This is a genomic window from Nonomuraea composti, from assembly GCF_012034275.1.
GTDB classification, from domain to species: domain Bacteria; phylum Actinomycetota; class Actinomycetes; order Streptosporangiales; family Streptosporangiaceae; genus Nonomuraea; species Nonomuraea composti.
In genome coordinates this window covers 59,732-80,286 of record NZ_JAATEP010000047.1, presented here as the reverse complement: position 1 = coordinate 80,286, position 20,555 = coordinate 59,732, and the positions used below count along the sequence as shown (strand labels likewise).

Below are 20,555 nucleotides of genomic sequence, written 5' to 3'. Positions count from 1 at the left end.
GTGCTCGCTGCGGCCTTCCGGCAGGCGAATGATCGCTCCGATGTGTCCGCGTCCTACTGTTCGCGAACCCGGACCGCAGCGAACAGGGACGTTAGTCCTTTCCCGCCGGGCCGGAAGCACACATCAGGCCTCTGACCACCACCGCGCTGCCCCGAGGCAGCCGCCTTTCGCAGGCCCTTCGCCCGCGAGGTGAGGATCAACGACCCGGCGCCCGCCCCCGAGCACGTCACGAGGACGAAGGAAGCCGCCCGCGCCGAGGCGAGAGATCCGCCCGGCACCGCGGGCGCGGTCAGAGGCCGTGGACGCGGCGGCCGGTGACGGGCAGCACCGTCGGGCCGTACGAGCCGGTGAACGCCACCCGGCCGACGCCACCCTGCCGACGCCACCCTGCCGACGCCGCCCGGCGCGACCAGGCGCAGGCACTCCGCGGGCTCCAGCACCTCCAGCACGGGATTCTCCGCTCTTCGCCCACGCCCCGGCCAGCTTCGCCGCGAAGCGGTGGTGCGTGCCCGGCAGGTCCGAGCCCGCCGCTTCCAGCACCTCGTAGCCGTGCCCTTCCAGCAGGCCGCGCACCTCGGCCGGGTCCTTGAGCCTGCCCGGCCCGCTCAAGCGCCGTCCCGCGAGGGCCTCCACGCGCCCGGCCCCCCGAAAAGGGGGCCGAAGGTCCCTCGCCCGCGGGACCGTGGCCCCTCACCCGCGGATCCTCAGCGCCGGACGATGAGGTCATGAGAATCGGGATCAACGGATTCGGCAGGATCGGCAGGGCCGTCCTGCGCCGCGCACTGCGCACCGACCTGGACATCGTCGCGGTCAACGACATCGCCGACGCGACCGCGCTGGCCCACCTGCTCAAGCACGACTCCACGTACGGGCCGCTGGACCTGCCCGTCACCGCCGCCCCCGGCCTGCTGGAGGTCAACGGCCGCGAGATCGCCGTGACCTCGTGCGCCGACCCCGCGCAGATCGACTGGCGCGCCTACGGCGTCGAGCTGGTCATCGACGCCACCGGCCGCTTCCGCACCCGCGACGCCCTGGCGGCGCACCTGAAGGGCGGCGCCCGCAAGGTGCTGCTGTCGGCCCCGGGCAAGGGCCTGGACGCCACCATCGTCCCCGGCGTCAACGACGCCGCCTACGACCCGGACCGGCACGAGATCATCTCCCTGGCCTCGTGCACCACCAACTGCGTCGCCCCCATGGTCAAGGTGCTGCACGAGCGGTTCGGGCTCGTCCGCGGCTTCATGACCACCATCCACGCCTACACCGGCGACCAGATGCTGCTGGACGCCCCGCACAAGGACCCGCGCCGGGCCCGCTCGGCCGCCGTCAACATCGTGCCCACCACCACCGGCGCCGCCCGCATGGTCGGCCAGGTGTTGCCCGAGCTGAACGGCCGCCTGGACGGCGTGGCCATCCGCGTCCCCGTCGAGGACGGCTCCATCACCGACCTGTCGGCCCAGCTCACCCGCCCGGTCACCGTCCAGGAGATCAACGACGCCTTCGCCGACGCCGCCCAGAACGAGCTGCACGGCATCCTGCGCTACAGCACCGACCCGCTCGTCTCCCGCGACATCATCGGCGACGCCGCCTCATGCGTCTTCGACTCCCCGCTCACCCAGGCCGGCGGCGACCTGGTCAAGGTCTTCGGCTGGTACGACAACGAGTGGGGCTACGCCAACCGCCTCGTCGAAATGGCCCAGCGGATGACGTGACCGGCGAGCACCGGACACGACAGCCCACCATCCGGGCAGGGGCAGGGGCAGGGGCATGGGCCCCTGCCCCACAGCTATGCGCCCGTGAAGGCGTGACATGAAGATCGTGCTCACCGCGAGCTTCGACGAGAACCCCCTCGGCGACATCCGTGATGCCGTCTCGGGCTGCCGCACAACGACAGGGACTGGCCGGCGAGCGGCTCGCAGACATCCTCTTCGCGACCAACGATGGCGTGCTCAACGCCGCGGAGCACGGCGGCGGACGAGCGGGTCCTCCACGGGGGTCGGCCGGCGACGCCGACGGGACGCTGCCTTCTGGAAGTCATCCATCCGGCCGCCACACCCGAGGAGAAGGACCAATGGCCTCGTGAACGGGCTCCCGTCACTGACCAACTCGGCGGAGCAGGAAAGGTCGGCATGGTGAGCATGCTCGTCCCCGATGGTGCATGCCCGTTCCATCCAGGCCCCATGCCGGTAGGACGGCGGCGGTCCTGATCCGCTCAGCCAAGCTCGCGAGCTTGTCGATCGATCAGGTGGAAGCCGACCTCCAGCTCAGCGGGTGCAGGACGTCTATCTCGATCCCGACGTCACGGTGGCCTGAACCTCCGGCGATGCCGGGCCCAAAGTCCTGTGCGGGCCCAAAGTCCTGTGTCGTCAAGACCTCCGGCCCTCCTGCACTCCCTCCACGACGCCGAGTGTGAAGAAGACGGAAGGCCGACCGGAGAGCGAGGCGATCGTCATGAGGGCCGCAGCGGGTGACCGGCCGACCTGTCAGGAATCGCGCAGTGCCAGTGCGGGCGATCGCAGAGCAGGGCTGGCCGCGGGCATGGAACACGCCGCCGGCCACGCTCACCTGATCACCGATCCACGCGAGCCGCTGCCCCTGCTGCGGCAAGAGCTGCGAACCGGCCCGCGCGGACTGTCGGCCCGCGAGGCCGCCCGGCGGCTGGTCGTCTACGGTCCCAACACCGTGCGCCGCAGCCGGCGCTCCTCGCTCCTCCCGCAGCTCGGCAGGCAACTGGCCCATCCGCTCGCGCTGCTGCTGTGGGCGGCGGCCGCGCTGGCGTTCGTGGCGGCCATGCCGGTGCTCGGCTGGGCGATCCTGGCCGTGATCGTGGTGAACGCCGCGTTCGCCCGGTTACAGGAGCGTCAGGCCGAGCGCGCGGTGGAGGCACTGGCGGCCTACCTGCCCGAGCGCGCCCTGGTCGTCCGAGACGGCCGTACGCAGGCCGTGGAGGCCGTTGAGCTGGTGCCGGGCGACCTGGTGGTACTGGAAGAAGGCGACAAGGTACCGGCCGACGCCCGCCTGACCGGCGGCGCCCTGGAGATCGACATGTCGATGCTGACCGGGGAGTCGGCTCCGGTGGAACGGGTGGCCGGGCCCTCCGAGGACGGTGTCGCCCTGCTCCGCGAGCCGAACCTGATCTTCAGCGGCACCACCTGCGTCAGCGGCCAGGCACAGGCCATCGTGTTCGCCACCGGCGGGCACACCGAGCTCGGCCGGATCGCGTCGCTCAGCCAGCGCGGCCGGCGCCGCGACAGCCCGCTGGAGGTGCAGGTCAAGCGGGTGGCGTGGCTGATCGCCGCGGTCGCCGTGGGCATGGGGGCAGCCTTCCTCCTGATAGGCGCCCTGGTGGGGCTGCCGGTGACCGATGCGCTGATGTTCGCGATCGGGCTGCTGGTGGCCAACGTCCCCGAGGGGCTGCTGCCGACCATCACGCTCGCGCTGGCGGTCGGCGTGCGCGTGCTGGCCCGCAGGGGAGCGGTGGTCAAACGGCTCAGCGCCGTGGAGACCCTCGGCTCCACCAACGTCATCTGTACCGACAAGACCGGCACGCTGACCGAGAACCGGATGCGCCTGCGGGCGTACTGGACGCCGGCCTCCGGCATCGTCACGCGGGATGGACCGCCGCCCGCCGAACTGGCACAGGTGATGAGCGACTGCACCACGGTCTCCCGCGCTGACGACGGCGCACTGCGGGGCGACCCCACAGAGATCGCGCTGGTCGAAGGTGCCGGATCGCCGGACCTGGCCGGCAGGGACGAACGCCGGCGCGCGGTGTTCCGCTTCGACGCCCGCCTGCGCCTGATGTCCACCGTCAGCCGGCACGGCCACGGACTGACGGTCAACGTCAAGGGCGCGCCGGAAGCGGTGCTGGCCCACGCCGCCATCGAGCAGCAGGCCAGGGCCGACGTGCTCGCCGCCGTCGACGATCTGGCGCGTCGCGGCTTACGCGTCCTGGCCATCGCCGCCCGCGACCTGCCCGCCGCGGCGCCCATCCCCGCGCACCGTGAGGAGGCCGAGACCGAGCTGCGCGTCCTCGGCCTGGTCGGCCTGTACGACCCGCCGCGACCTGAAGCGGCCGAGGCCGTGGCCCGCTGCCACGAGGCCGGCCTGCGCGTGCACGTCGTCACCGGCGACAACGGGGCGACCGCCGCGGCGGTGGCCGCCGAGGTCGGGATCGGCGTGCCCCGGCTGACCGTGGTCGCCGAGGCCGAACAACTCCACGACCACGAGCTGGACGAGCTGCTGACCGGAGACGCCGAGGTCGTCTTCGCCCGCTCCTCGCCCGAGACCAAGCTGAAGGTCGCCGACGCGCTGCGCGCCCACGGCCGGATCGTCGCCATGACCGGCGACGGCGCCAACGACGCCCCCGCGCTGCACGCGGCCCACATCGGCGTGGCGATGGGCGCCTCGGGCACCGACGTGGCCCGCGAAGCCGCCACGCTGGTGCTCACCGACGACAACTTCGCCACCATCGTCGCCGCGATCGAATCCGGCCGCCGCGTCTACGACAACGTCCGCAAGTTCATCCTCTACATCTTCGCCCACGCCGTCCCCGAGATCGTGCCGTTCCTGATCTTCGCGCTCAGCGGCGGCGCCATCCCGCTGCCGCTGACCGTCCTGCAGATCCTGGCCATCGACCTCGGCACCGAGACCCTGCCCGCGCTGGCCCTGGGCCGCGAGCCCGCCGAGCCCGGCCTGATGTCCCGCCCGCCCCGGCCCGCCTCCCAGGGCGTCATCTCCCGCGACATACTGGTGCGCGCCTGGGGCTACCTCGGGCTGGTCTCCGCCGCCCTGGTCATGGGCGTCTTCTTCTACGTGCTCCGGCGCGCCGGCTGGCAGCCGGGCGACCCCACCGGCCCCGGTAGCCCGCTGCACCAGGCGTACCTGATGGCCACCACGGCCACCTTCGCCGGCCTGGTCACCTGCCAGATCGGCACCGCCATGGCCGCCCGCACCGACCACGCCCCGCTGCGGCAGGTCGGTCTCACCTCCAACCCGCTGCTGCTCGCCGGCATCGCCTTCGAGCTGGCCTTCGCCGCCGCCCTCATCTACCTGCCGCCGCTCCAGCACCTGTTCGGCACCGCCGCGCTCCCGATCGACGTCCTGGCCGTCATCGCCGCCTTCCCCGTCATCGTCTGGGGCACCGACGAGCTACGCCGCTGGGTCCGCCGACGCCGTGCTCGCTCGTGACCGGACTACTGTGGCGCGGCCCCGGAGCAGCTCGCAGAGGCGGGCAGGGTCACGCGGAAGGCGGTGCGGCCCGGCCGGCTCTGGACGGACACGGCTCCTCCGTGGGCTCCGACCACGGCTTTGACGATGGCCAGCCCGAGCCCGCTGCCGCCCTGCGCCCGCGAGCGGGCCCTGTCGGCCCGGACGAACCGTTCGAACAGCTCCCGCCGCCACTCCTCGGGGATGGCCGGCCCGTCGTCGGTCACGGTCAGCTCCACCTCCTGCGGCAGGACGCGTACCGACACCCGTCACCGGCTCTTCCGGCAGCTCCAGCCGCCAGCGGTGGCCGGGCGCGGCGACGCGGGCGTCGCCGGTGGCGTCGATGGCCGCGCGGGTCAGGTCCACCTCCTCGCGCGCCAGCGGCCGGCCCGCGTCGATCCTGGCCAGCAGGAGCAGGTCGTCGACCAGCGTGCTCATCCGTGCCGACTCGGCCTCGATCCGCTCCAGCGAGTGCCCCACCTCCGCCGGAAGCTCGCCGGAATGGCGGCGGGCCAGCTCCGTGTGGGCCCGCACGGTGGCCAGGGGCGTACGCAGCTCGTGGCCGGCGTCGGCGGTGAAGGTGCGCATCCGCTGCTCGCTGGCGTGCTGCCGGGCCGGCGCGTCCCCGACGTGCCCGAGCATGCGGTTGAAGGCGGCGTTGAGCCCGCCGATCTCCGTGCGCGGGTCCTCCACCGGCCGGCGCACCGTGGCTTCGACCCCCTCCATCGGGAGCCCGCCCATCAGCACGTCGCCGTCGGCGCCCGGGGTCGCCATGACGCGGTAGTCGTCCAGCTCCGACGGCTCGACCGAATGGCCCCCCGTCGGCCGGCACGGTGGCCAGAACGGCGACGTCCCCGGCCGACATGCTGACCCTGACGTCATCCGCGCTGCGCGAACGGACCACGGCGGCGTCGGTCACCTGACCGTTCACCAGACGGACGCCCAGAGTGCCGATCGACTGGCCGCGGCTGTCGGCGTGCTCGCGCTCCTCGCATCACCGGCCTGCTCGCCGCGTACGGCGTAGCGGTCCTGCTCGCGCTGATGGCCCGCATCCCGCCCTGGAACGCGGTGTGGGCTCCGACCGGCTCGCCCGCTGGCACGCGATGGGCGGCCGGTACGTGGTCGGGCTGGCGGTCGCCGCATCCATCGTGAGTCGTTCGAGTTCTGAGGAAGCCCTGATGCGCAGAGCGATCTTCGCCGTCCTTGTCACCGCGTCGGGCTGGTGCTGCTGCTGTCGTTCAAACCCCACGAGCTCACCGCGGTGGCCACCCCGCCGTCCGCCGTCTCCCCGGCACCCGCTTCGCCGGGCGCCGTCGCCGGCGCCACCAGCGGGGACAAAGTGGTCACCGGCGACCTCGCCGATACCCGCTGGGGGCCCGTGCAGGTGCAGGTCGTCCTGAACGGCGGCAAGATGACCGGCATCCGGGTCCTGCGGGCCCCCGACGGCAACCACCGTGACCTCGCCATCAACAGCCAGGCACTGCCGACGCTCAACGACGAAGCGCTGGCCGCGCAATCAGCCCAGATCGACGCCGTCTCCGGTGCCACCTACACCAGCGAGGGTCACGTGCGGTCCCTGCAAAGCGCCCTGGACCGGGCCGGCCTGTGATGCGCCACGTCGAACACGCCATGGGCACGGTCTTCTCCTTCGACCTCCGCCCCCCGCTCGGCGACGCGCGACGGGCCGTCGCCGAGGCCGTCACCTGGCTGCACCGAGTGGACGCCATCTTCTCCCCCTACCGAGAAGACAGCCCCATGAGCCGTCTCGGCAGGGGCGAGATCGGCCTGGACGACTGCCCGCCCGAGGTGACCGAGGTCCTCGACCTTTGCGCCGCGGCGGCGGAAGCGTCGGGCGGATACTCCTCCACCCGCCCTGCGGGCCTCCTCGACCCGTCCGCCCTGGTCAAGGGCTGGGCCGTCGAGCAGGCGTCCCGCATGCTCGTCCGGCATGGAGCGGTGAACCACTGCCTGAACGGCGGCGGCGACATCCAGTGCGCGGGCCGGCCCGCCCCCGACCGGCCGTGGCGGATCGCCGTCGCCCACCCCCAGCGCCCAGGTATCACCGCCACGGTGGTGTCCGGCCAGGACCTGGCCGTGGCCACCTCCGGCACGGTCGAACGCGGGCCGCACATCATCGACCCGCACACCGGCCGACCGGCGCGGGAACTGGCCTCGATCACCATCACCATCACCATCACCGGCACCGGCACCGGCCTCACCATGGTCGACGCCTACGCCACCGCCGCCTTCGCGATGGGCGGTCGGCCCGGGACTGGGTCGAACGTCTTCCCGGTGTGGAGGCGTTCGCCATCACCACCACCGGTGCCACCTGGCACACCTCCGGCTTCCCGGACGCCGCGTCACCCGTCATCCAGGAGGCCGATGGTGCCATACTGCAACGCCCCCGCTGATCACGACGTGGCGTCCGGCGAATGGACGCATGGTGGCCGCGACCGCCGCACCGCGGCGACCACCCCGGGAGGGCGCGCCGGCAGCGGCCCGGCCGCCGGGAGAACATCACGACGGCCAGGCCGAGATGCCTCGACGGCCTCGGCCGTGCCCGCACATCAGCGGGCCCGCCATGGACGCGACTGCGGGGCCCGCGAGCGGGCCGCTGTCACCGCCTCCTGCGCCGCAGATCGCCCACATCGACGGTGCGTGCGCTGCCGTCCAGGGACCGGGCGAGCGCCGTGGAGCTGATCCCCGCCGGTGCGAGCAGGGGCATTGCGCGGTCAGCCGCGAACCGGATGGTCGGGCCCGCGCTGCAGGACGTCCAGCCGGGAGCGGTACTCGTCAGTGTCGATCTCGCCCCGCGCGTAGCGCTGCGCAAGCAGTTCCTGCGCCGTCGGCGGCGGGGAAGTACGTCCCGCGCCGATGACCCGGCTCGCGTGACGGGCGGCCAGGACGATCGTGCTGACCACGAGCCCCCAGAACACGAGGGTGCTCAGACCCATGAGCACATAGCCCCAGCCGCTCATGCCGTTGTAACCCCACCACATCATCGCCATCACCTCGGATGCGTTCGATTCCCCTCATCCTGTGCGGACGGCCAGCCGCGGCGACAGGGACCTTCGTCCCTGCTCGAAGCGGAATCGGCAACAGGATCCGAGGCCGAGGCCACCACACCAGCACGACTGGCAGAGGAGCAGCAAGCGGCCGCCCGCGTCGGTGACGATGCGCCGCAGGCGCGCGTCGACCTGGTCGGGATGGGCCGCGATCAGCGAGCGGGCGGCGGCGTCGATGGGGGACACGGCTTTCTCCTGGTGCGGGTCAGGCGGCGTCAGGGTCGTGCAGGGCGGCGGCGACGTCGGGGACACCTGCTCCGCTGAGCACGATCGGCCGGTAGCCCTCGCGGGCGAGCAGGCCGGCGGCGATGGCGGCGCGGCGGCCGGAGGCGCACGCGACGAGCACCGGCCGCTCCGGGTCGAGCTCGGCAGGGACGCCCTGGGTGAACAGGTCGGGCAGGAATCGCTCGACGGCGCCCGCGAGCCGGGTCTGCTCCCGCTCGCCGGGCATCCGCACGTCCAGGAGCTGCGCGTCGGGCTGGAGCAGCAGCTTGACGAAGGCGTCGAGGTCGGTGAGCCGGTAGGTCTGGACGGCGGCCCGGCCAAGATCGCGGACGACGCCCTCGACGGTGTCGATACCGATCCGGGCGAGCTGGGTGACGGCCTCGGTGACGTCCTGGGCGGGTTCGGCGACCAGGGTGATCGGCTCGTCGCGGGGGAGCAGCCAGCCGGTCCAGGTGCCGAAGTCGTCGTCCAGTTCGATGCCGTACGAGCCGGGCAGCATGCCGCGCGCCTGGACGTGGCGCGGGCGCAGGTCCACGACGTGACCGTTGGGCTCGTCGAGGTCGGGCACCTGGACGGGCGGCATGGGCGGCACGCCGAGCAAGTTGGCCGGGCCCATGTGGCGGTAGAAGGCGGGGATGGGCATCGGGTCGGCCAGCAGGGTGTCGGCGAACTTCTCCGGGTCGTCGATGGCCAGCAGCGGGTTGCCGTCGCGTTCGGCACCGATGGTGGAGGTGAGCCGGCCGGCGCCGGTCGCGGTACAGAACGAGCCCTCGCCGTGGGTGGGGTAGAGGGCGAGGCCGGGCGGCAGCGCGGCCAGCCGGCGCAGCGAGCGGTGCTGGAGGCGGGCCAGGGAGCGGGCGCGTTCGGGACCGAGCAGGTCGGGACGGCCGGCGGAGGCGACGAGCAGGCTGCCGCCGGAGAACAGCGCGGCCGGCTCGCCGTCGATGAGCACCAGGTAGCTGGTGTGCTCGGGGGTGTGGCCGGGCGTGTGGATCGGCCGCAGGGTCAGGCCCGCGCCTCCGGGGATGTCCTCCAGGTGGAAGGCGGGCGTGTGCCGGTAGGCGGGCGCCGCGGCGGCGGGCAGCACCAGCTCGGCGCCGGTGCGCAGGGCGGCCTGCTCGGCGCCGGAGACGTAGTCGTTGTGCAGGTGCGTCTCGACCACGAACCGCAGCTCGACGTCGCGCGCGGCGGCGGCCTCCAGGAAGCGGCCGATGTCGCGCTGGGGATCGACGAGCACCCCTTGGCCGTCGTGGCTCAGCAGGTAGGTCTGGTCTCCCAGGCCGGGAGTCCGGAACGACGTGACATCCATGATCTCTATACCCCCCGGGGTATGTAAAGGTCAAAAAGGTGCGGCCACGGACAGCCCCGTGGCCGCATGGTGAGGTCAGGCGAGCGCCAGGAACAGCTTCTCCAGCTCCGCGACGCTCATGGGCGGCTCGTCGCCGCGCCTGTCGGCGTCCTGGCACTGCCGCAGGCCGGTGGCGACAATCTTGAAGCCGGCCCGGTCGAGTGCCTTGGAGACGGCGGCGAGCTGGGTGAGGACCTTCGCGCAGTCCTCGCCCGCCTCGATCATCGTGATGACCCCGGCCAACTGGCCGTGCGCCCGCTTCAAGCGGGTCAGCGCGTCGCCCACCATGCTCTCGTTCAGCTCCATGCCTCTAAGATACCCCCAGGGGTACCTGAGAAGGCAAAGGGAGAGGACCAACCGCGCTGCCGGAAGGACCGCCGGCGGCCGGTGACGCAGAGGCCCCATGCCGCCACCGCGCTCACCCGGGCGCGGGCGGCGACGCCGGCGATCGTCTCGACCAGCAGCCACCGCTCATCGAAGATTCAGAAACCGTGCTTGGGCGATGCGGACAGAGCCGCATCGAAGGGAATCACGCCGACGTGAACGGTACTCATTGAGCACAGGATCACCAGCCTTCAGCGAGCTTCGTGGGCGGCCTCGGAAGGAGGCACCACGGCCACCGGGCACACCGCGTGGTGGAGCACGCCATGACCGACCGGCCCCAGCACCGCGGAGCTGAACCCGCCCAGCCCGCGCGAGCCCACCACAACGAGGTCGGCTGCAGACGAAGCGTTCCTGAGGGCCGCCACGGGGTGATCGCGGACCTGGTCGTCGACGATGCGCACGTCAGGGTTCCCCTCCCGCCACGGCACGACCTGCTCGGCGGCCTCGCGCGGTCGTGGCCCTGGACGGGTGGCGGTGCCGCTTCGTGCCCGTTGCGGTGCTGGTGGGACGCTGGGAGGGGCCGCCCAGCATCCACAGCGTGATCGACTTGACCCGCACGCCGTGCCGCCGGGCCAGCACGCTGTGAGCCAGCTCGTGGGCCGGCAGGCAGGCCAGGAACACCAGTGCGGCGGCGACGCCGGTCACCCAATAGAGCGCTCTGGCATGGCCCGGGGCGGCGGCGGGCAGCACGCCGTCGGCGATGATCAGCGCGATCAGGGCGAGCACGAGCAACGCCGACCGGTTCGCGGCGATCGGGATGCCGAACAGACGCCCCAGGCGCACGGAAGCCTTCACGACTCCACCCTCCGCCCTGCGGACGGCGCGGACAGGAGGCCTTCGGCCTGCGGTTCACACCGTTGGCCCCACAGCCCGAGCACCTGTCCAACGCTTCGAGGCCGGGGACTTTCGGCCCCACCGGGAGCACCGCGACGTTGCCACACTCGGGCTGACGAAGGAGGGGCGTATGCGATGGGAACAGATGTCCAAGCGGCGGCGGGGCCTGCTGATGGCGCTGGTGTCAACCGAGATGGCGCTGACGACGGCGGCGGCCGTCGACCTGGCGTTCAGCCCCAAGGGCGCGGTGCGGGGGAGCAGAGGGTTGTGGTGGCTGGGCATCTTCGTCCAGCCGATCGGCCCGATCGCTTACCTGCTGTGGGGGCGGCGACACTCCCCTGAGAAGACCTGAGGCGGCCTCGTCATGCGCGTGACCATGCTGAGGGTTGTGGACCGGCTCCAGACGCTCCTGGTGAACCCGGTCGCCGGCCGGCTGCTGCGTACGCCGCTGCACGACCTGCTGTCGGAGCACGTCGCCCTGCTGACCCTCACCGGCCGCCGCAGCGGGGCCACCATCCGCCTTCCCGTGCAGTACGAGCAGCACGGAGACACGCTCACCGTGGTCAGCAGGCCGTCGCGACGGTGGTGGCGCAACCTCAACGAGGGCGCGCCGGTACGGATCACGTTGCGGGGGCAGGACCGGCACGGCCACGCCACCGTCGCCCGGGCCGGTCACGCAGTCGTCGTGACCATCCGCCTCGCAGCGGAGCAGTGCGGCCCTCCGCCGGATCGCGGGCGGCTGTGGCGGCGCTGGACGAAGGCGGTCACGCTGGGGGAGATCGCCGGGTTCGCCGTGCCGGCCGTCGTGGCGGCCCAGGTGGCGGCGGCCGAGTGGACGTGGCTGGGCATCGGGCCGTTGCTCCAGGGCGCGGCCATCGTCACGGCGGGAGCGGTGGAGGGGGCGATCCTCGGCCTCGCGCAGGCGTACGTGCTCAGGGCCGCCCTTCCCGCGCTCCCCACGCGAGCGTGGGTGCACGCGACGGCGGCCGGAGCGGCGATCGCCTGGACCGTCGGCGTGTTGCCGGTCGTCCTGGGCGAGCGGATCCTGCGCTGGCCGCCGGCCGTCCTGATCCTGCTCGGGCTGACCCTGCTCGGGTCGATGGGGCTGCTGCAAGCCCGGCTGCTGCGCGGCCAACTGCGCAAGGCGTGGCGGTGGCCGGTCGCCTCCGCCGGCTCCTGGCTGGTCGCGCTGGGCGCCTTCGCACTGGTGACCACGCCGCTGTGGCAGGAGGGCCAGCCCGGCTGGCTGGTCGTGGCCATCGGCGTGCTGGGCGGAGCGGTCATGGCGGCGACGGCGGCGGCGCTCACCGGGGCCGCGATCGTGCACCTGCTCCCCGTTCCAGCGGTCGTCCACTTCCACGCCCGCCTGCCGCCGCGCCACCCGAGGTGGAGGTGAGGATCATGGACACCTGTCTGTCGGCTGGGCCAGTTCGCGGCACGGGCCAGGTCGGCGTCGATCCGCCGGCCGCGGTTACGGTTCCAGGCTCCGCGGGACGGAGTCGGACGGGCCGTAGGGCTGCTGGGTGTGCCCGCGAGCGTCGTAGATCTTCACGTACCTGATCGACGGGAACTGCTTGAGGGTCGGCTTGATCTCGTCGGCGATGGTGAACGTCGATCCCGCGCTGGTCAGGCGGCCGGTCAGGTAGACCCTGGCGACGCCCCGCTTGACGGTCAGCTTGCTGAAGCCGGTGGCGTTGGAGGAGACGAAGCTCAGCCCCTGCGCCTGCTCGGCCGGCGTGGGGCCGGCGAACAGCCGCTGCAGCGCGCCGTACGCGGTCGCCGGCGAGATGACCGGCCGCTGCACCGCCGTGGTGTACGGCTGCCGGCCGGCGTTGTAGTTGGCGGTGTTGAGGAAGTGGTCCCGTACCGGGACGGTCCGGTAGGGAGTGGTGATGTCCACCACGACGCGGCTGGGCCGGGTCAGCTTGTAGACCCGGAACGGGGCCTGCCTGGACAGCCCCACTCCGTAGGTGAGCTCGGAGTTGTACGGGGTGGCCGAGGCGACCTGGATGACGCCGGGCAGTGGGTAGGTGGTGCGGGCCGGGCCGGTGGCCGTGCTCGCCTCTTCGAAGCGGACCCGCAGCAGGGCGTCGCCCACGAGGCCGACGGTGCGTCCGGTGGCCTGGTCGACGACCCGGTTGACGTAGCGGGTCTGCACGGTGTGCGGCAGCCGGCCGCGGAACTCGAACACCAGCCGGTCGAAGCCCGGGTGGTGCGCGACGCGGACGCCGGTCAGTGTCGGAACCGGGGCGAGCTGGGCGGCCTGCACCGGCAGGGACAGCGGGACGGTCACCGCCGCCGCCATGGTCGCGCCGATGATGAGGGGGCGGATCGGGAGCATGATGGATCATCTTCTTCCCCGTGAGTGCTCCTTGATCAAAGCATCTCGCGAGGCCGGAGGCGCCGGTAGGGGCGAACGTCCCGGCTTCGCGCGCCGGACCGCCGTGAATGCTCCGGCTTCGAGCGCAGGATTGCCGTGAACGGCCGGAGACGCTGACACGCCTGAGCACCTCCGGGGGGCCACGGCTCGTGTCGGGCGTCACCCGGTGCGGGGCCTTCGTCCGAGTCCCCGCCTTGGCATCCTGGCCGTTCGGATCCTCGTTGTCCCACCTGAAGCCTGTCGTCGGGGCCGTGATCGCGGGCCTCCTGCGCGAGCGGAGGATGGCCGCTGTCCGGCTGGTTTCAGTGCAGGAGGTAGGCCAGGACGTCGGCGGCGGTGTAGCCGGGGTGGGTCGTGGCCAGGTGGCGGACGGCGGTCAGGTCGGTGCCGCAGGTCACAATGGCGGGCTCGGCGTAGCCGCCGGCCCGTTCCTGGGCGTAGCCGGCGGTGGACAGCAGCGCGTTGCACAGGCAGCGGCGGCCCTCGGTGTTCTGGACGCGGCCGCCGCGCCGCTGCTGGTAGACCTCGACCGGTTCGGCCGGGCAGCGGTAGCCGATCGAACCGTCCGGTTTGCGGTACGGTGAGCGCAGCACGCCCAGGTCGCACAGGCGGGGCCGGCCGGCGTAGACGTCCTCGCGGGCCACGGTGCCCTCCAGGTCGACGACCTTGAACGGGAATCCGGTCGGCGAGACCCGCGGGTCGGTGCGCACGCGGGCGTCGCCGCGCGCCACGCGTGCCAGTACGGCCTGCTTCAGCGGCGCGGCCATGCCGGACTCGGCGCAGAACGCGAACGCGGTGCCGACCTGGATCCCGGTGGCGCCCCCGGCCAGCGCCGCGGCCAGCCCGTCCGGGCTGCCGTACCCGCCGGCCATCCAGAACGGCAGCCCGACCGCGGCCATCTCCTCCGGGACGACCACGTCACGCTCGCCGTAGATCGGCTGGCCGGAGTCGTCGAGGAGGCGCGGGCCGCGCGGCGGCGCGTTGTGCCCGCCCGCCGGCGGCCCCTCCACCACGAAACCGTCAGGCCGGGTCACGGGGTCGGCGGCCAGCGCGGCGGCCAGGTCGACCGAGGCCACGATCGCCTCGAACCGGGGCCGCCGCAGCACCGGCGGCGGCGCCTGCCACAGGTCCGCCGGGTCGAACTCCACGCAGGCGTCGCCGTCGGCGGGGGCCGCCCCCTGCACCCGTACGGGCAGCGCCACCGGGCGATGGCCGGCCAGCCGATCGAGCAGCGCGGGCAGCTCGGCCGGGTTGCCCGCGCCCATCAGGATGTGGTCGGCCCCGGCCAGCAGGGCGCCGTAGCAGGCGAACGGGATCGGCAGCTCGATCTTGCGCAGGTAGTTCACGCCTACCCGCCCGTCATGTCCCTCCTTGGCCAGGTACACCTCGGCGAAGTTGGCCACGACGGTCAGCGCCACCAGCGCGCGGCCCGGCCGCAGCGAGTACCGCGGCACCGGCCGGAACGGCGTCCCTGGCGGTTTGCCGCCGGGAATGTAGAAGGTGCGGATGACCTGCCGCGCCATCTCCGGGATGGGGAAGTGCGCCAGTGCGCGGCGCAGGTGGCCGCCCGGGTCACCGAGCTGCAGTCGGCGCGCGCACACCAGGTCGATGGCCGTGCCCGAGACCACGCCGAGCTGGCCCAGCCGGGAGACGGCCCGGGCCAGGTGCCAGTCGGAGACGGCCACTCCCATGCCGCCCTGGATGATCCGGGGCAGGTGTTCGTCGCTCACGGCACCCCTCCACGAGTGGATGTGCGGCGGACCTTGCGGTGATCGTGTCGTCCTGACCGGCGAGCAACTCGTCGGCACTGTGCCTGCCGGTGCGTCCACCGCATCATGCTTGGCGCTCGCGCCCCAGAGCCGTTCGACCCGGCGCGACCCGCCGAAGGGCCCGCGATCGCCTCGGCCCTCGGCCGGCGGCATGCGTCCCGGCGTGCGGCACGCCAACCCGCGACCTCGCCGGCCTGGACACGGCGGTGCTGCTCGGGATGCTGCGGACCTGGGAGGAGCTGACCTCCTGACAGCGTCGGCATGCGGGACCCCACGGGGGCGTCGAGCACGCCGACGAGCCCGTGCGCCTGCCCGCTCAAGGCGGCTCACGAAGCACGCCTTCTGGTGGTGAACGGCGCGAGGGCCGGGGCGAGGGACGCGGCCACGGCCGGCTCGTTCAGCCTGGCCGTGGCCGGCCACGCGGCAGGGCCGGTCGCGGGCGTTCATGGCCGGACCCGCGAAGCACGGGCAAAGGCCGCGTTCATGCAGGTGGCAGAGGACCGGAAACGGTGAGCTCTTCTGACGTCCGTGGCACACCGTTACCGGCGCCGCGGCCGTCGGCACACCGACGGCGCGACGGCCGCGGTCAGGACGCACCGGCCGGGCGTGCCTGTCAGCCGGTCATGGTGCGGGACAACACGACCTTCAGCGCCCCGGTGCCCGCGGGGTCGGAGAACGTCCGGTAGGCGGCCTCCATGTCGTGCAGGCCGAAACGGTGGGTGACGAAGGCGGTCGGGTCGAGCCGGTGAGCGGCGATCATGTCGAGCAGCGCCGGGGTGGAGCGGGTGTCGACAAGACCGGTGGTGATGGTCAGGTTGCGGATCCACAGATCTTCGAGATGCAAGGTGGCGGGGGCGCCATGGACACCGACATTGGCGACGTGGCCGCCGGGGCGGACCAGCCGGGTGCACAGCTCGAACGTCTCTGGGATGCCGACCGCTTCGATGGCCACGTCCGCGCCCAGGCCGCCGGTCAGTTCAGCCACCGCGGTGGCCGGGTCGTCTCCGGCGCCGACGAGGACGTCCGCGCCGAGCCGCTTGGCGGCCTCCAGCCGGGCCGCGGCCGGATCGACGGCCACGATGTGGCTGGGCGTGAACAGCTGTGCGGTGGTGACGGCGGCCAGGCCGATCGGTCCGGCACCGACCACGACGACGGTGTCACCGGGCCGGACCCGGCCGTTGAGCACGCCGACCTCGTAGGAGGTGGGCAGGATGTCGGCGAGCATGAGCGCCGCCTCGCTGCTCACGCCCTCGGGCAGCAGGTGCGTGGAAGTATCCGCGAACGGAACGCGGACGTACTCGGCCTGGGTACCGTCGATGCGGTGGCCGAGGATCCAGCCGCCCCCGCCCAGGCACTGCCCGAAGGTGCCGGTGCGGCAATAGCGGCAGCGGCCGCAGGCGGTGATGCAGGAGACCAGCACCCGATCCCCCTGCTTGACGGTGGTGACCGCGCTGCCGGCCTTCACGATGGTGCCGACGGCTTCGTGACCGAGGATCCGGCCGGGCTCGACCGTGGGGACGTCCCCCTTGAGGATATGCAGGTCGGTGCCGCAGATCGTGACGGCGTCCACGCGGACGATCGCGTCCGTCGGCTCGGTGAGCCGCGGGTCCGCGGTCTGTTCCCAGGCACGCCGGCCAGGCCCGTGATAGATCAGTGCCTTCATCGGGACCTCCTTGTCCTTTCCTTCACCTTTCTGCCCGCGGCGGCGACGGAACAGGGACGAAGGTCCCACTCGCCGAGCCCAAAGGATGGCCGACGAGCTCCAAGGATCGATCGTGCGGAAACGGCCCATCAGATCGTCGGCGTGGCATGCGCGGGTTCTGCCGACGAGGAACGGGGGGAGTCGTCGATGCGCGAGGAAGACGCCCAGGGCGAGGGTAACGATGGAGCCGGCGTCGTGCCGGACCTTGGCCGCGGCCGAGGGAGCATCCATGCGGGACAGCTCGTGGCCGCCCTGTTCCAGCCGGAACGGCGGATTGGCGCCGGTCATGAGAGTCGCGTACGCGGCGACTCTGAGCCAACACCGGTTCATGCCGACCACGAGGTCGTACAGCCCTCGCGGAGAGCGGCCGGTCAACAGCACGCTGACGGCGGCGACGAGGACCAGCAACGGCCTTGCGAGGCATGACTTCCTGCTCGGGATGAACAGGGAGCGCGCCCTCATCCTGGTGCGGAGGGCTGATGGAGAGGAGTTCGTCAAGGCACTGGAACCAGGTGCCGAAGAGGCGGCAAGACTGGCTGATGGCTCTGGGAACCGACGGAAGCCGCGCTCACCACGGCCGCGGCGGCGGATCTCTGCCGCTGCCCGCCAGCCGATGTGCGCGGAGGCGAAGGGCTGTGATGGCTGGGGGTCTTCGTACAGCCCGTCGCCTACCTCGCAGGGGATCGACGCCCGCGGCCTCGGACCGGCGATGGTCCCTGCTCACGAGGGGCTTTGTCCTCTGCCGTCAGGCCGCCGCCAGGGGTGTGCTGGAGGTGTGGGAACCGAAGCCCACGGAAGGAGGCCGTGATGAAGCTGCCCGAGCGGAGGGAGATCAGGTTCTTCCCGGAGATGCTGGAGTGGATGGAGAGCCCGATGTTCGGGTTCCGCCCGTTCGGCCAGATCGTCCGGGTCGAGGACTACATCGCCGACGGCCGGTACGTGGTGCGCGCCGAGCTGCCCGGCATCGACCCCGACAAGGACATCGAGGTCACGGTGCTCGGCGGCATGCTGCACATCCGGGCGGAGAAGACCCGGAAGTGCACCGAACCGCACCGCTCCGAGTTCTCCTACGGGTCGCTCTCCAGAACCGTGACACTGCCCGCGACGGCCAGGACCGATGACGTCAAGGCCGTCTACAGGGGCGGCGTCCTGGAGGTCAGCGTGGGGCTGACCGAGGAGGAAAAGGCCGAGGGCAGGCGGATCACCGTCGAGCACTGACGGCCTGTCCGGCGCGGGCAGGGCCGCCTGCCCGCGTCCGGAAGCAGAGGAGGCCGGGATGAGCAGACCAGTCGTGGTCGATGGGTCACAGGCCGCGAGAGCGGCACTCGCGTGGGCGGCGGAAGATGCCGCACGCAGACGCCGGCCGCTGCGCTCAGCGGGCGCACGGGCAGTCCCCTGGTGATCGTCGGAGTGCGCCCGCGTGGCCGGCGCGGTGCCGTCGTGGTCGGCCACGACGGCTCTCCCCATGCGGGCATGGCCGTGGAGTACGCCCTGGAGCAGGCCGCCGCGCGCAAGGCAGGCGTCCGCGTCATCCAGGCCGGACAGGACGTCGCCCTCGCCCCGCACCCCGTCGGCTACGGCCCCCTCCCGCCCGACGACATGGGCGACCTGACGGAGCAGCTGGTGCCGTGGCGCAGCAAGTACCCCGAAATCCAGATCACCGAGGAGGCTGTCCGCGGCCACCCGGTGCCGGTCCTGGCCGAGGCATCACAGACAGCATGCCTCGTGGTCGTGGAGTCGCGCGGGCTCGGAGGCTTGACGGCGGCCGTGCTCGGCTCGGTCAGCCATGGGGTGCTGCGTCGCGCTCGCTGCCCGGTGGCCGTGGTCTGCGGACCCTGGAACCGATCATGACCGAGCAGGCGCACAAGGTTGGAGGCACAGTACCTTGCTGCAGCGGCCAGCAGAGCACCCGCGTGCGTTCGTATCCGGAAGACTCCGGCTCGCTGCCCGAACCGTCGCCGTGCCGGGTGCTGTGCGGGACCGTCCCGTAGGCCGCTGGGTCCGCCGATGCGCTGCTGGCTCGCTCAGCCGGCACGTCCTCCTGAACCACGCGAGCTGCACGGTGACCGTCACCAGACCCAAGTCCCTGCGGTGCCATCCGCGATCTTGCCGGCGTGCTCGTGGGACGGCCCGCTCAGCTCGGCCACTCCGTCGCGGGCGTGGACGAGCAGGGTGCCCTCGCCTTCGACCCGGGTCAGGCCGCCGACCCGGATCGTCTTACGCGTCACTGCTGTCTCCGAAGGAGGTGACGTTGAAGGTGCGGTAGACGCGCTTCAGCGCGTCGTCGGCCAGGAAGACGCCGATGACCTCCAGGAGCTGGCGCTTGTCGATCGGGCGGAATTCAGCTGGGTGGCCGGGACCCGGATCCTGCCCGGCCTGCCACTGGCCGCGCTCGCGGTTGTTTGTCCTGTCACCGCCGCGATGATCCTCGAGCACCGGCGCCGTGGCCGGGCCCGCAGATCGCTCTGGTGCCGGTACTGGCGATGGCGGCCGTGTTCTTCGTGAGCGCCTTGTGCGAGGAGTTCGGCTGGTCTTCCTACGCCGTCGAGGCGTAGCAGCGGGAACGGTGCAGCGCGCTGGGAGCAGCGCTCATCGTGAGCGTGGTGTGGGCCATCTGGCACTGGTCCGCCCTGCTCCAGGCGCACCGCGCCACGTCGTGGATCGCCTGGTGGTCACTGGCCATCGTGGCGGCGCGGGTCATCATGGCCGCGGTCGCCGTCGTCATCGCGGTCGCCTGGGAGCCGGGCAGGGCATGCCCGGACGGCCCGGCCGCAGGAGCCCGGACACCTCAGGTGAGAGAGTGACGCACGGCCACGACGCCGTCCACTCCCTGAGCCAGCCGCAGGGCGGTGTCGGGCCGGCTGGGCTCGGGAAAGGCGCCGGAGATGGTGACGAGGCCCTCGGCGACGGTGACGCTCAGCCCGAGGGCGTCGGCGCGGATGGCGTTCTTGACCTGTCTCAGGAGGTCGTCGTCGCTGCGGAGGAAGACCTTGACGAGGTCGTGGCGGCTGATGATACCGATGAGGCGGCCGTCGGCGTCGATGACGGGCAGGCGTGCGACGCCGTGACGATCCATCTGCCGGGCGGCGGTCACGATGGACGCCATGGGGGCGATGGTGTGGGCAGGGGCGGTCATGAGGTCCCCGGCCGTTTCACCGGCGGGTTCGTGGCGGCCGACGCCGGCGAGGTGGCGGATGCGCGCACGGAGCGGAGGCCGGTAGGCGTCGCCGTGGTACCGCTGCTTGAACTCCGCCTTGATGAGGAGATCGGCTTCGGAGACGACGCCCACGACATGGTCGTCGTCGTCCACGACGGGCACACCGGCGACGCCCGCGCTCATGAGAAGCTCGGCCACGGCGTGGAAGGAAGCTTCGCGATGGACGGCTGTGACGTCGGTGGTCATCAGGTCCTGAACGGTGATCTTCATCGTCGTCCCCTGCCTCGTTACCCCCCATCAGACCTTGCGACGTTCGACGGACACAGGGCCGAAAGTCCCGACGATCCTGATCGCAGGGCCCGTACTCGGGTCGGATCGTCCGTGAACGGTCCTGAGGCCTGGGGCGGGGAGTGAGGGCCAAAGACCCTTTCCGCTTCCGGTGAGCGGCCGGACCATGAAGGCGGAAGTAGGGGGCGAGCCATGAGC

Annotated in this window: 22 protein-coding genes and 1 pseudogene; 9 read left to right on the top strand and 14 right to left on the bottom strand. The window is 72.3% G+C overall.

The genetic code is table 11. The features are described 5' to 3' along the window. Positions 1 to 725: 725 nt before the first annotated feature. Together gap and HCN51_RS43960 are read left to right on the top strand one after the other, a co-directional pair. Positions 726 to 1,709: a type I glyceraldehyde-3-phosphate dehydrogenase gene (gap, locus tag HCN51_RS43965; protein WP_168017913.1), complete on the top strand. Its 984-nt coding sequence runs from the start codon at positions 726 to 728 to the stop codon at positions 1,707 to 1,709. Between the two features lie 826 nt (positions 1,710 to 2,535). Beyond that, positions 2,536 to 5,187, top strand: coding sequence for a cation-translocating P-type ATPase (locus HCN51_RS43960; RefSeq protein ID WP_168017912.1), 2,652 nt, complete (start codon positions 2,536 to 2,538; stop codon positions 5,185 to 5,187). A 5-nt stretch (positions 5,188 to 5,192) separates the two neighbouring features. Here the strand turns inward: HCN51_RS43960 and HCN51_RS58480 are convergent, their stop codons facing one another. Both HCN51_RS58480 and HCN51_RS63160 read right to left on the bottom strand, forming a co-directional pair. After that, the gene (locus HCN51_RS58480; RefSeq protein WP_206068587.1) at positions 5,193 to 5,471 is read right to left on the bottom strand and encodes an ATP-binding protein; all 279 of its coding nucleotides are present in this window, start codon (positions 5,469 to 5,471) and stop codon (positions 5,193 to 5,195) included. A 181-nt stretch (positions 5,472 to 5,652) separates the two neighbouring features. Continuing rightward, positions 5,653 to 5,793, bottom strand: a pseudogene (locus HCN51_RS63160) (histidine kinase dimerization/phospho-acceptor domain-containing protein); the annotation flags it as partial. Positions 5,794 to 6,427: 634 nt separating this feature from the next. On the opposite strand from HCN51_RS63160, the gene HCN51_RS43950 reads away from it, so the two are divergent. Both HCN51_RS43950 and HCN51_RS43945 read left to right on the top strand, forming a co-directional pair. Further along, complete coding sequence (locus HCN51_RS43950) at positions 6,428 to 6,814, top strand: FMN-binding protein (RefSeq protein ID WP_206068586.1); 387 nt, start codon at positions 6,428 to 6,430, stop codon at positions 6,812 to 6,814. Next, positions 6,814 to 7,905, top strand: coding sequence for an FAD:protein FMN transferase (locus tag HCN51_RS43945; protein WP_206068585.1), 1,092 nt, complete (start codon positions 6,814 to 6,816; stop codon positions 7,903 to 7,905). Before HCN51_RS43950 ends, HCN51_RS43945 begins: the two co-directional genes overlap by 1 nt. Before the next feature lie 32 nt (positions 7,906 to 7,937). Here the strand turns inward: HCN51_RS43945 and HCN51_RS43940 are convergent, their stop codons facing one another. The 6 genes from HCN51_RS43940 to HCN51_RS43915 form a co-directional block, all read right to left on the bottom strand. Further along, positions 7,938 to 8,207, bottom strand: a complete 270-nt coding sequence (locus tag HCN51_RS43940) for an SHOCT domain-containing protein (protein ID WP_168017911.1) — start codon at positions 8,205 to 8,207, stop codon at positions 7,938 to 7,940. A 30-nt stretch (positions 8,208 to 8,237) separates the two neighbouring features. Then, complete coding sequence (locus tag HCN51_RS43935; protein ID WP_168017910.1) at positions 8,238 to 8,456, bottom strand: hypothetical protein; 219 nt, start codon at positions 8,454 to 8,456, stop codon at positions 8,238 to 8,240. Between the two features lie 19 nt (positions 8,457 to 8,475). Beyond that, the gene (locus tag HCN51_RS43930; RefSeq protein WP_168017909.1) at positions 8,476 to 9,804 is read right to left on the bottom strand and encodes an MBL fold metallo-hydrolase; all 1,329 of its coding nucleotides are present in this window, start codon (positions 9,802 to 9,804) and stop codon (positions 8,476 to 8,478) included. A gap of 75 nt (positions 9,805 to 9,879) precedes the next feature. Then, on the bottom strand, positions 9,880 to 10,149 hold the full coding sequence (locus tag HCN51_RS43925) for a metal-sensitive transcriptional regulator (protein WP_168017908.1): 270 nt from the start codon (positions 10,147 to 10,149) through the stop codon (positions 9,880 to 9,882). 269 nt (positions 10,150 to 10,418) lie between these two features. After that, positions 10,419 to 10,628 (bottom strand): universal stress protein, encoded by a 210-nt coding sequence (locus HCN51_RS43920; protein ID WP_346434008.1) that lies wholly within the window; start codon positions 10,626 to 10,628, stop codon positions 10,419 to 10,421. 1 nt (position 10,629) lies between these two features. Beyond that, complete coding sequence (locus HCN51_RS43915; protein WP_168017906.1) at positions 10,630 to 11,022, bottom strand: zinc metalloprotease; 393 nt, start codon at positions 11,020 to 11,022, stop codon at positions 10,630 to 10,632. Positions 11,023 to 11,191: 169 nt separating this feature from the next. Between HCN51_RS43915 and HCN51_RS43910 the strand changes: the two genes are divergently transcribed. Together HCN51_RS43910 and HCN51_RS43905 are read left to right on the top strand one after the other, a co-directional pair. Beyond that, positions 11,192 to 11,413, top strand: a complete 222-nt coding sequence (locus HCN51_RS43910) for a PLD nuclease N-terminal domain-containing protein (protein ID WP_168017905.1) — start codon at positions 11,192 to 11,194, stop codon at positions 11,411 to 11,413. Positions 11,414 to 11,437: 24 nt separating this feature from the next. Then, on the top strand, positions 11,438 to 12,457 hold the full coding sequence (locus HCN51_RS43905; RefSeq protein WP_168017904.1) for a nitroreductase/quinone reductase family protein: 1,020 nt from the start codon (positions 11,438 to 11,440) through the stop codon (positions 12,455 to 12,457). A 75-nt stretch (positions 12,458 to 12,532) separates the two neighbouring features. On the opposite strand, the gene HCN51_RS43900 is transcribed toward HCN51_RS43905, so the two are convergent. The 3 genes from HCN51_RS43900 to HCN51_RS43890 form a co-directional block, all read right to left on the bottom strand. Beyond that, positions 12,533 to 13,402, bottom strand: coding sequence for a GerMN domain-containing protein (locus HCN51_RS43900; protein WP_168017903.1), 870 nt, complete (start codon positions 13,400 to 13,402; stop codon positions 12,533 to 12,535). Positions 13,403 to 13,743: 341 nt separating this feature from the next. After that, positions 13,744 to 15,171, bottom strand: a complete 1,428-nt coding sequence (locus HCN51_RS43895; protein WP_346434007.1) for a nitronate monooxygenase — start codon at positions 15,169 to 15,171, stop codon at positions 13,744 to 13,746. A 652-nt stretch (positions 15,172 to 15,823) separates the two neighbouring features. Continuing rightward, the gene (locus HCN51_RS43890; protein WP_168017902.1) at positions 15,824 to 16,873 is read right to left on the bottom strand and encodes a zinc-dependent alcohol dehydrogenase family protein; all 1,050 of its coding nucleotides are present in this window, start codon (positions 16,871 to 16,873) and stop codon (positions 15,824 to 15,826) included. Between the two features lie 846 nt (positions 16,874 to 17,719). Between HCN51_RS43890 and HCN51_RS43885 the strand changes: the two genes are divergently transcribed. Beyond that, positions 17,720 to 18,130 (top strand): Hsp20/alpha crystallin family protein, encoded by a 411-nt coding sequence (locus HCN51_RS43885; RefSeq protein WP_206068584.1) that lies wholly within the window; start codon positions 17,720 to 17,722, stop codon positions 18,128 to 18,130. A 180-nt stretch (positions 18,131 to 18,310) separates the two neighbouring features. After that, positions 18,311 to 18,763, top strand: a complete 453-nt coding sequence (locus HCN51_RS43880) for a universal stress protein (protein WP_168017900.1) — start codon at positions 18,311 to 18,313, stop codon at positions 18,761 to 18,763. A gap of 218 nt (positions 18,764 to 18,981) precedes the next feature. Here the strand turns inward: HCN51_RS43880 and HCN51_RS43875 are convergent, their stop codons facing one another. Together HCN51_RS43875 and HCN51_RS43870 are read right to left on the bottom strand one after the other, a co-directional pair. Continuing rightward, complete coding sequence (locus HCN51_RS43875) at positions 18,982 to 19,140, bottom strand: hypothetical protein (protein ID WP_168017845.1); 159 nt, start codon at positions 19,138 to 19,140, stop codon at positions 18,982 to 18,984. After that, positions 19,130 to 19,348, bottom strand: a complete 219-nt coding sequence (locus HCN51_RS43870) for a hypothetical protein (RefSeq protein ID WP_168017899.1) — start codon at positions 19,346 to 19,348, stop codon at positions 19,130 to 19,132. The genes HCN51_RS43875 and HCN51_RS43870 overlap by 11 nt, the downstream gene beginning before the upstream one ends. Positions 19,349 to 19,506: 158 nt before the next feature. On the opposite strand from HCN51_RS43870, the gene HCN51_RS43865 reads away from it, so the two are divergent. Further along, positions 19,507 to 19,716: a hypothetical protein gene (locus HCN51_RS43865; RefSeq protein ID WP_168017898.1), complete on the top strand. Its 210-nt coding sequence runs from the start codon at positions 19,507 to 19,509 to the stop codon at positions 19,714 to 19,716. On the opposite strand, the gene HCN51_RS43860 is transcribed toward HCN51_RS43865, so the two are convergent. Beyond that, positions 19,701 to 20,339, bottom strand: coding sequence for a CBS domain-containing protein (locus tag HCN51_RS43860; RefSeq protein ID WP_168017897.1), 639 nt, complete (start codon positions 20,337 to 20,339; stop codon positions 19,701 to 19,703). The two genes, HCN51_RS43865 and HCN51_RS43860, sit on opposite strands and share 16 nt — an antisense overlap. Between the last annotated feature and the right edge of the window lie 216 nt (positions 20,340 to 20,555).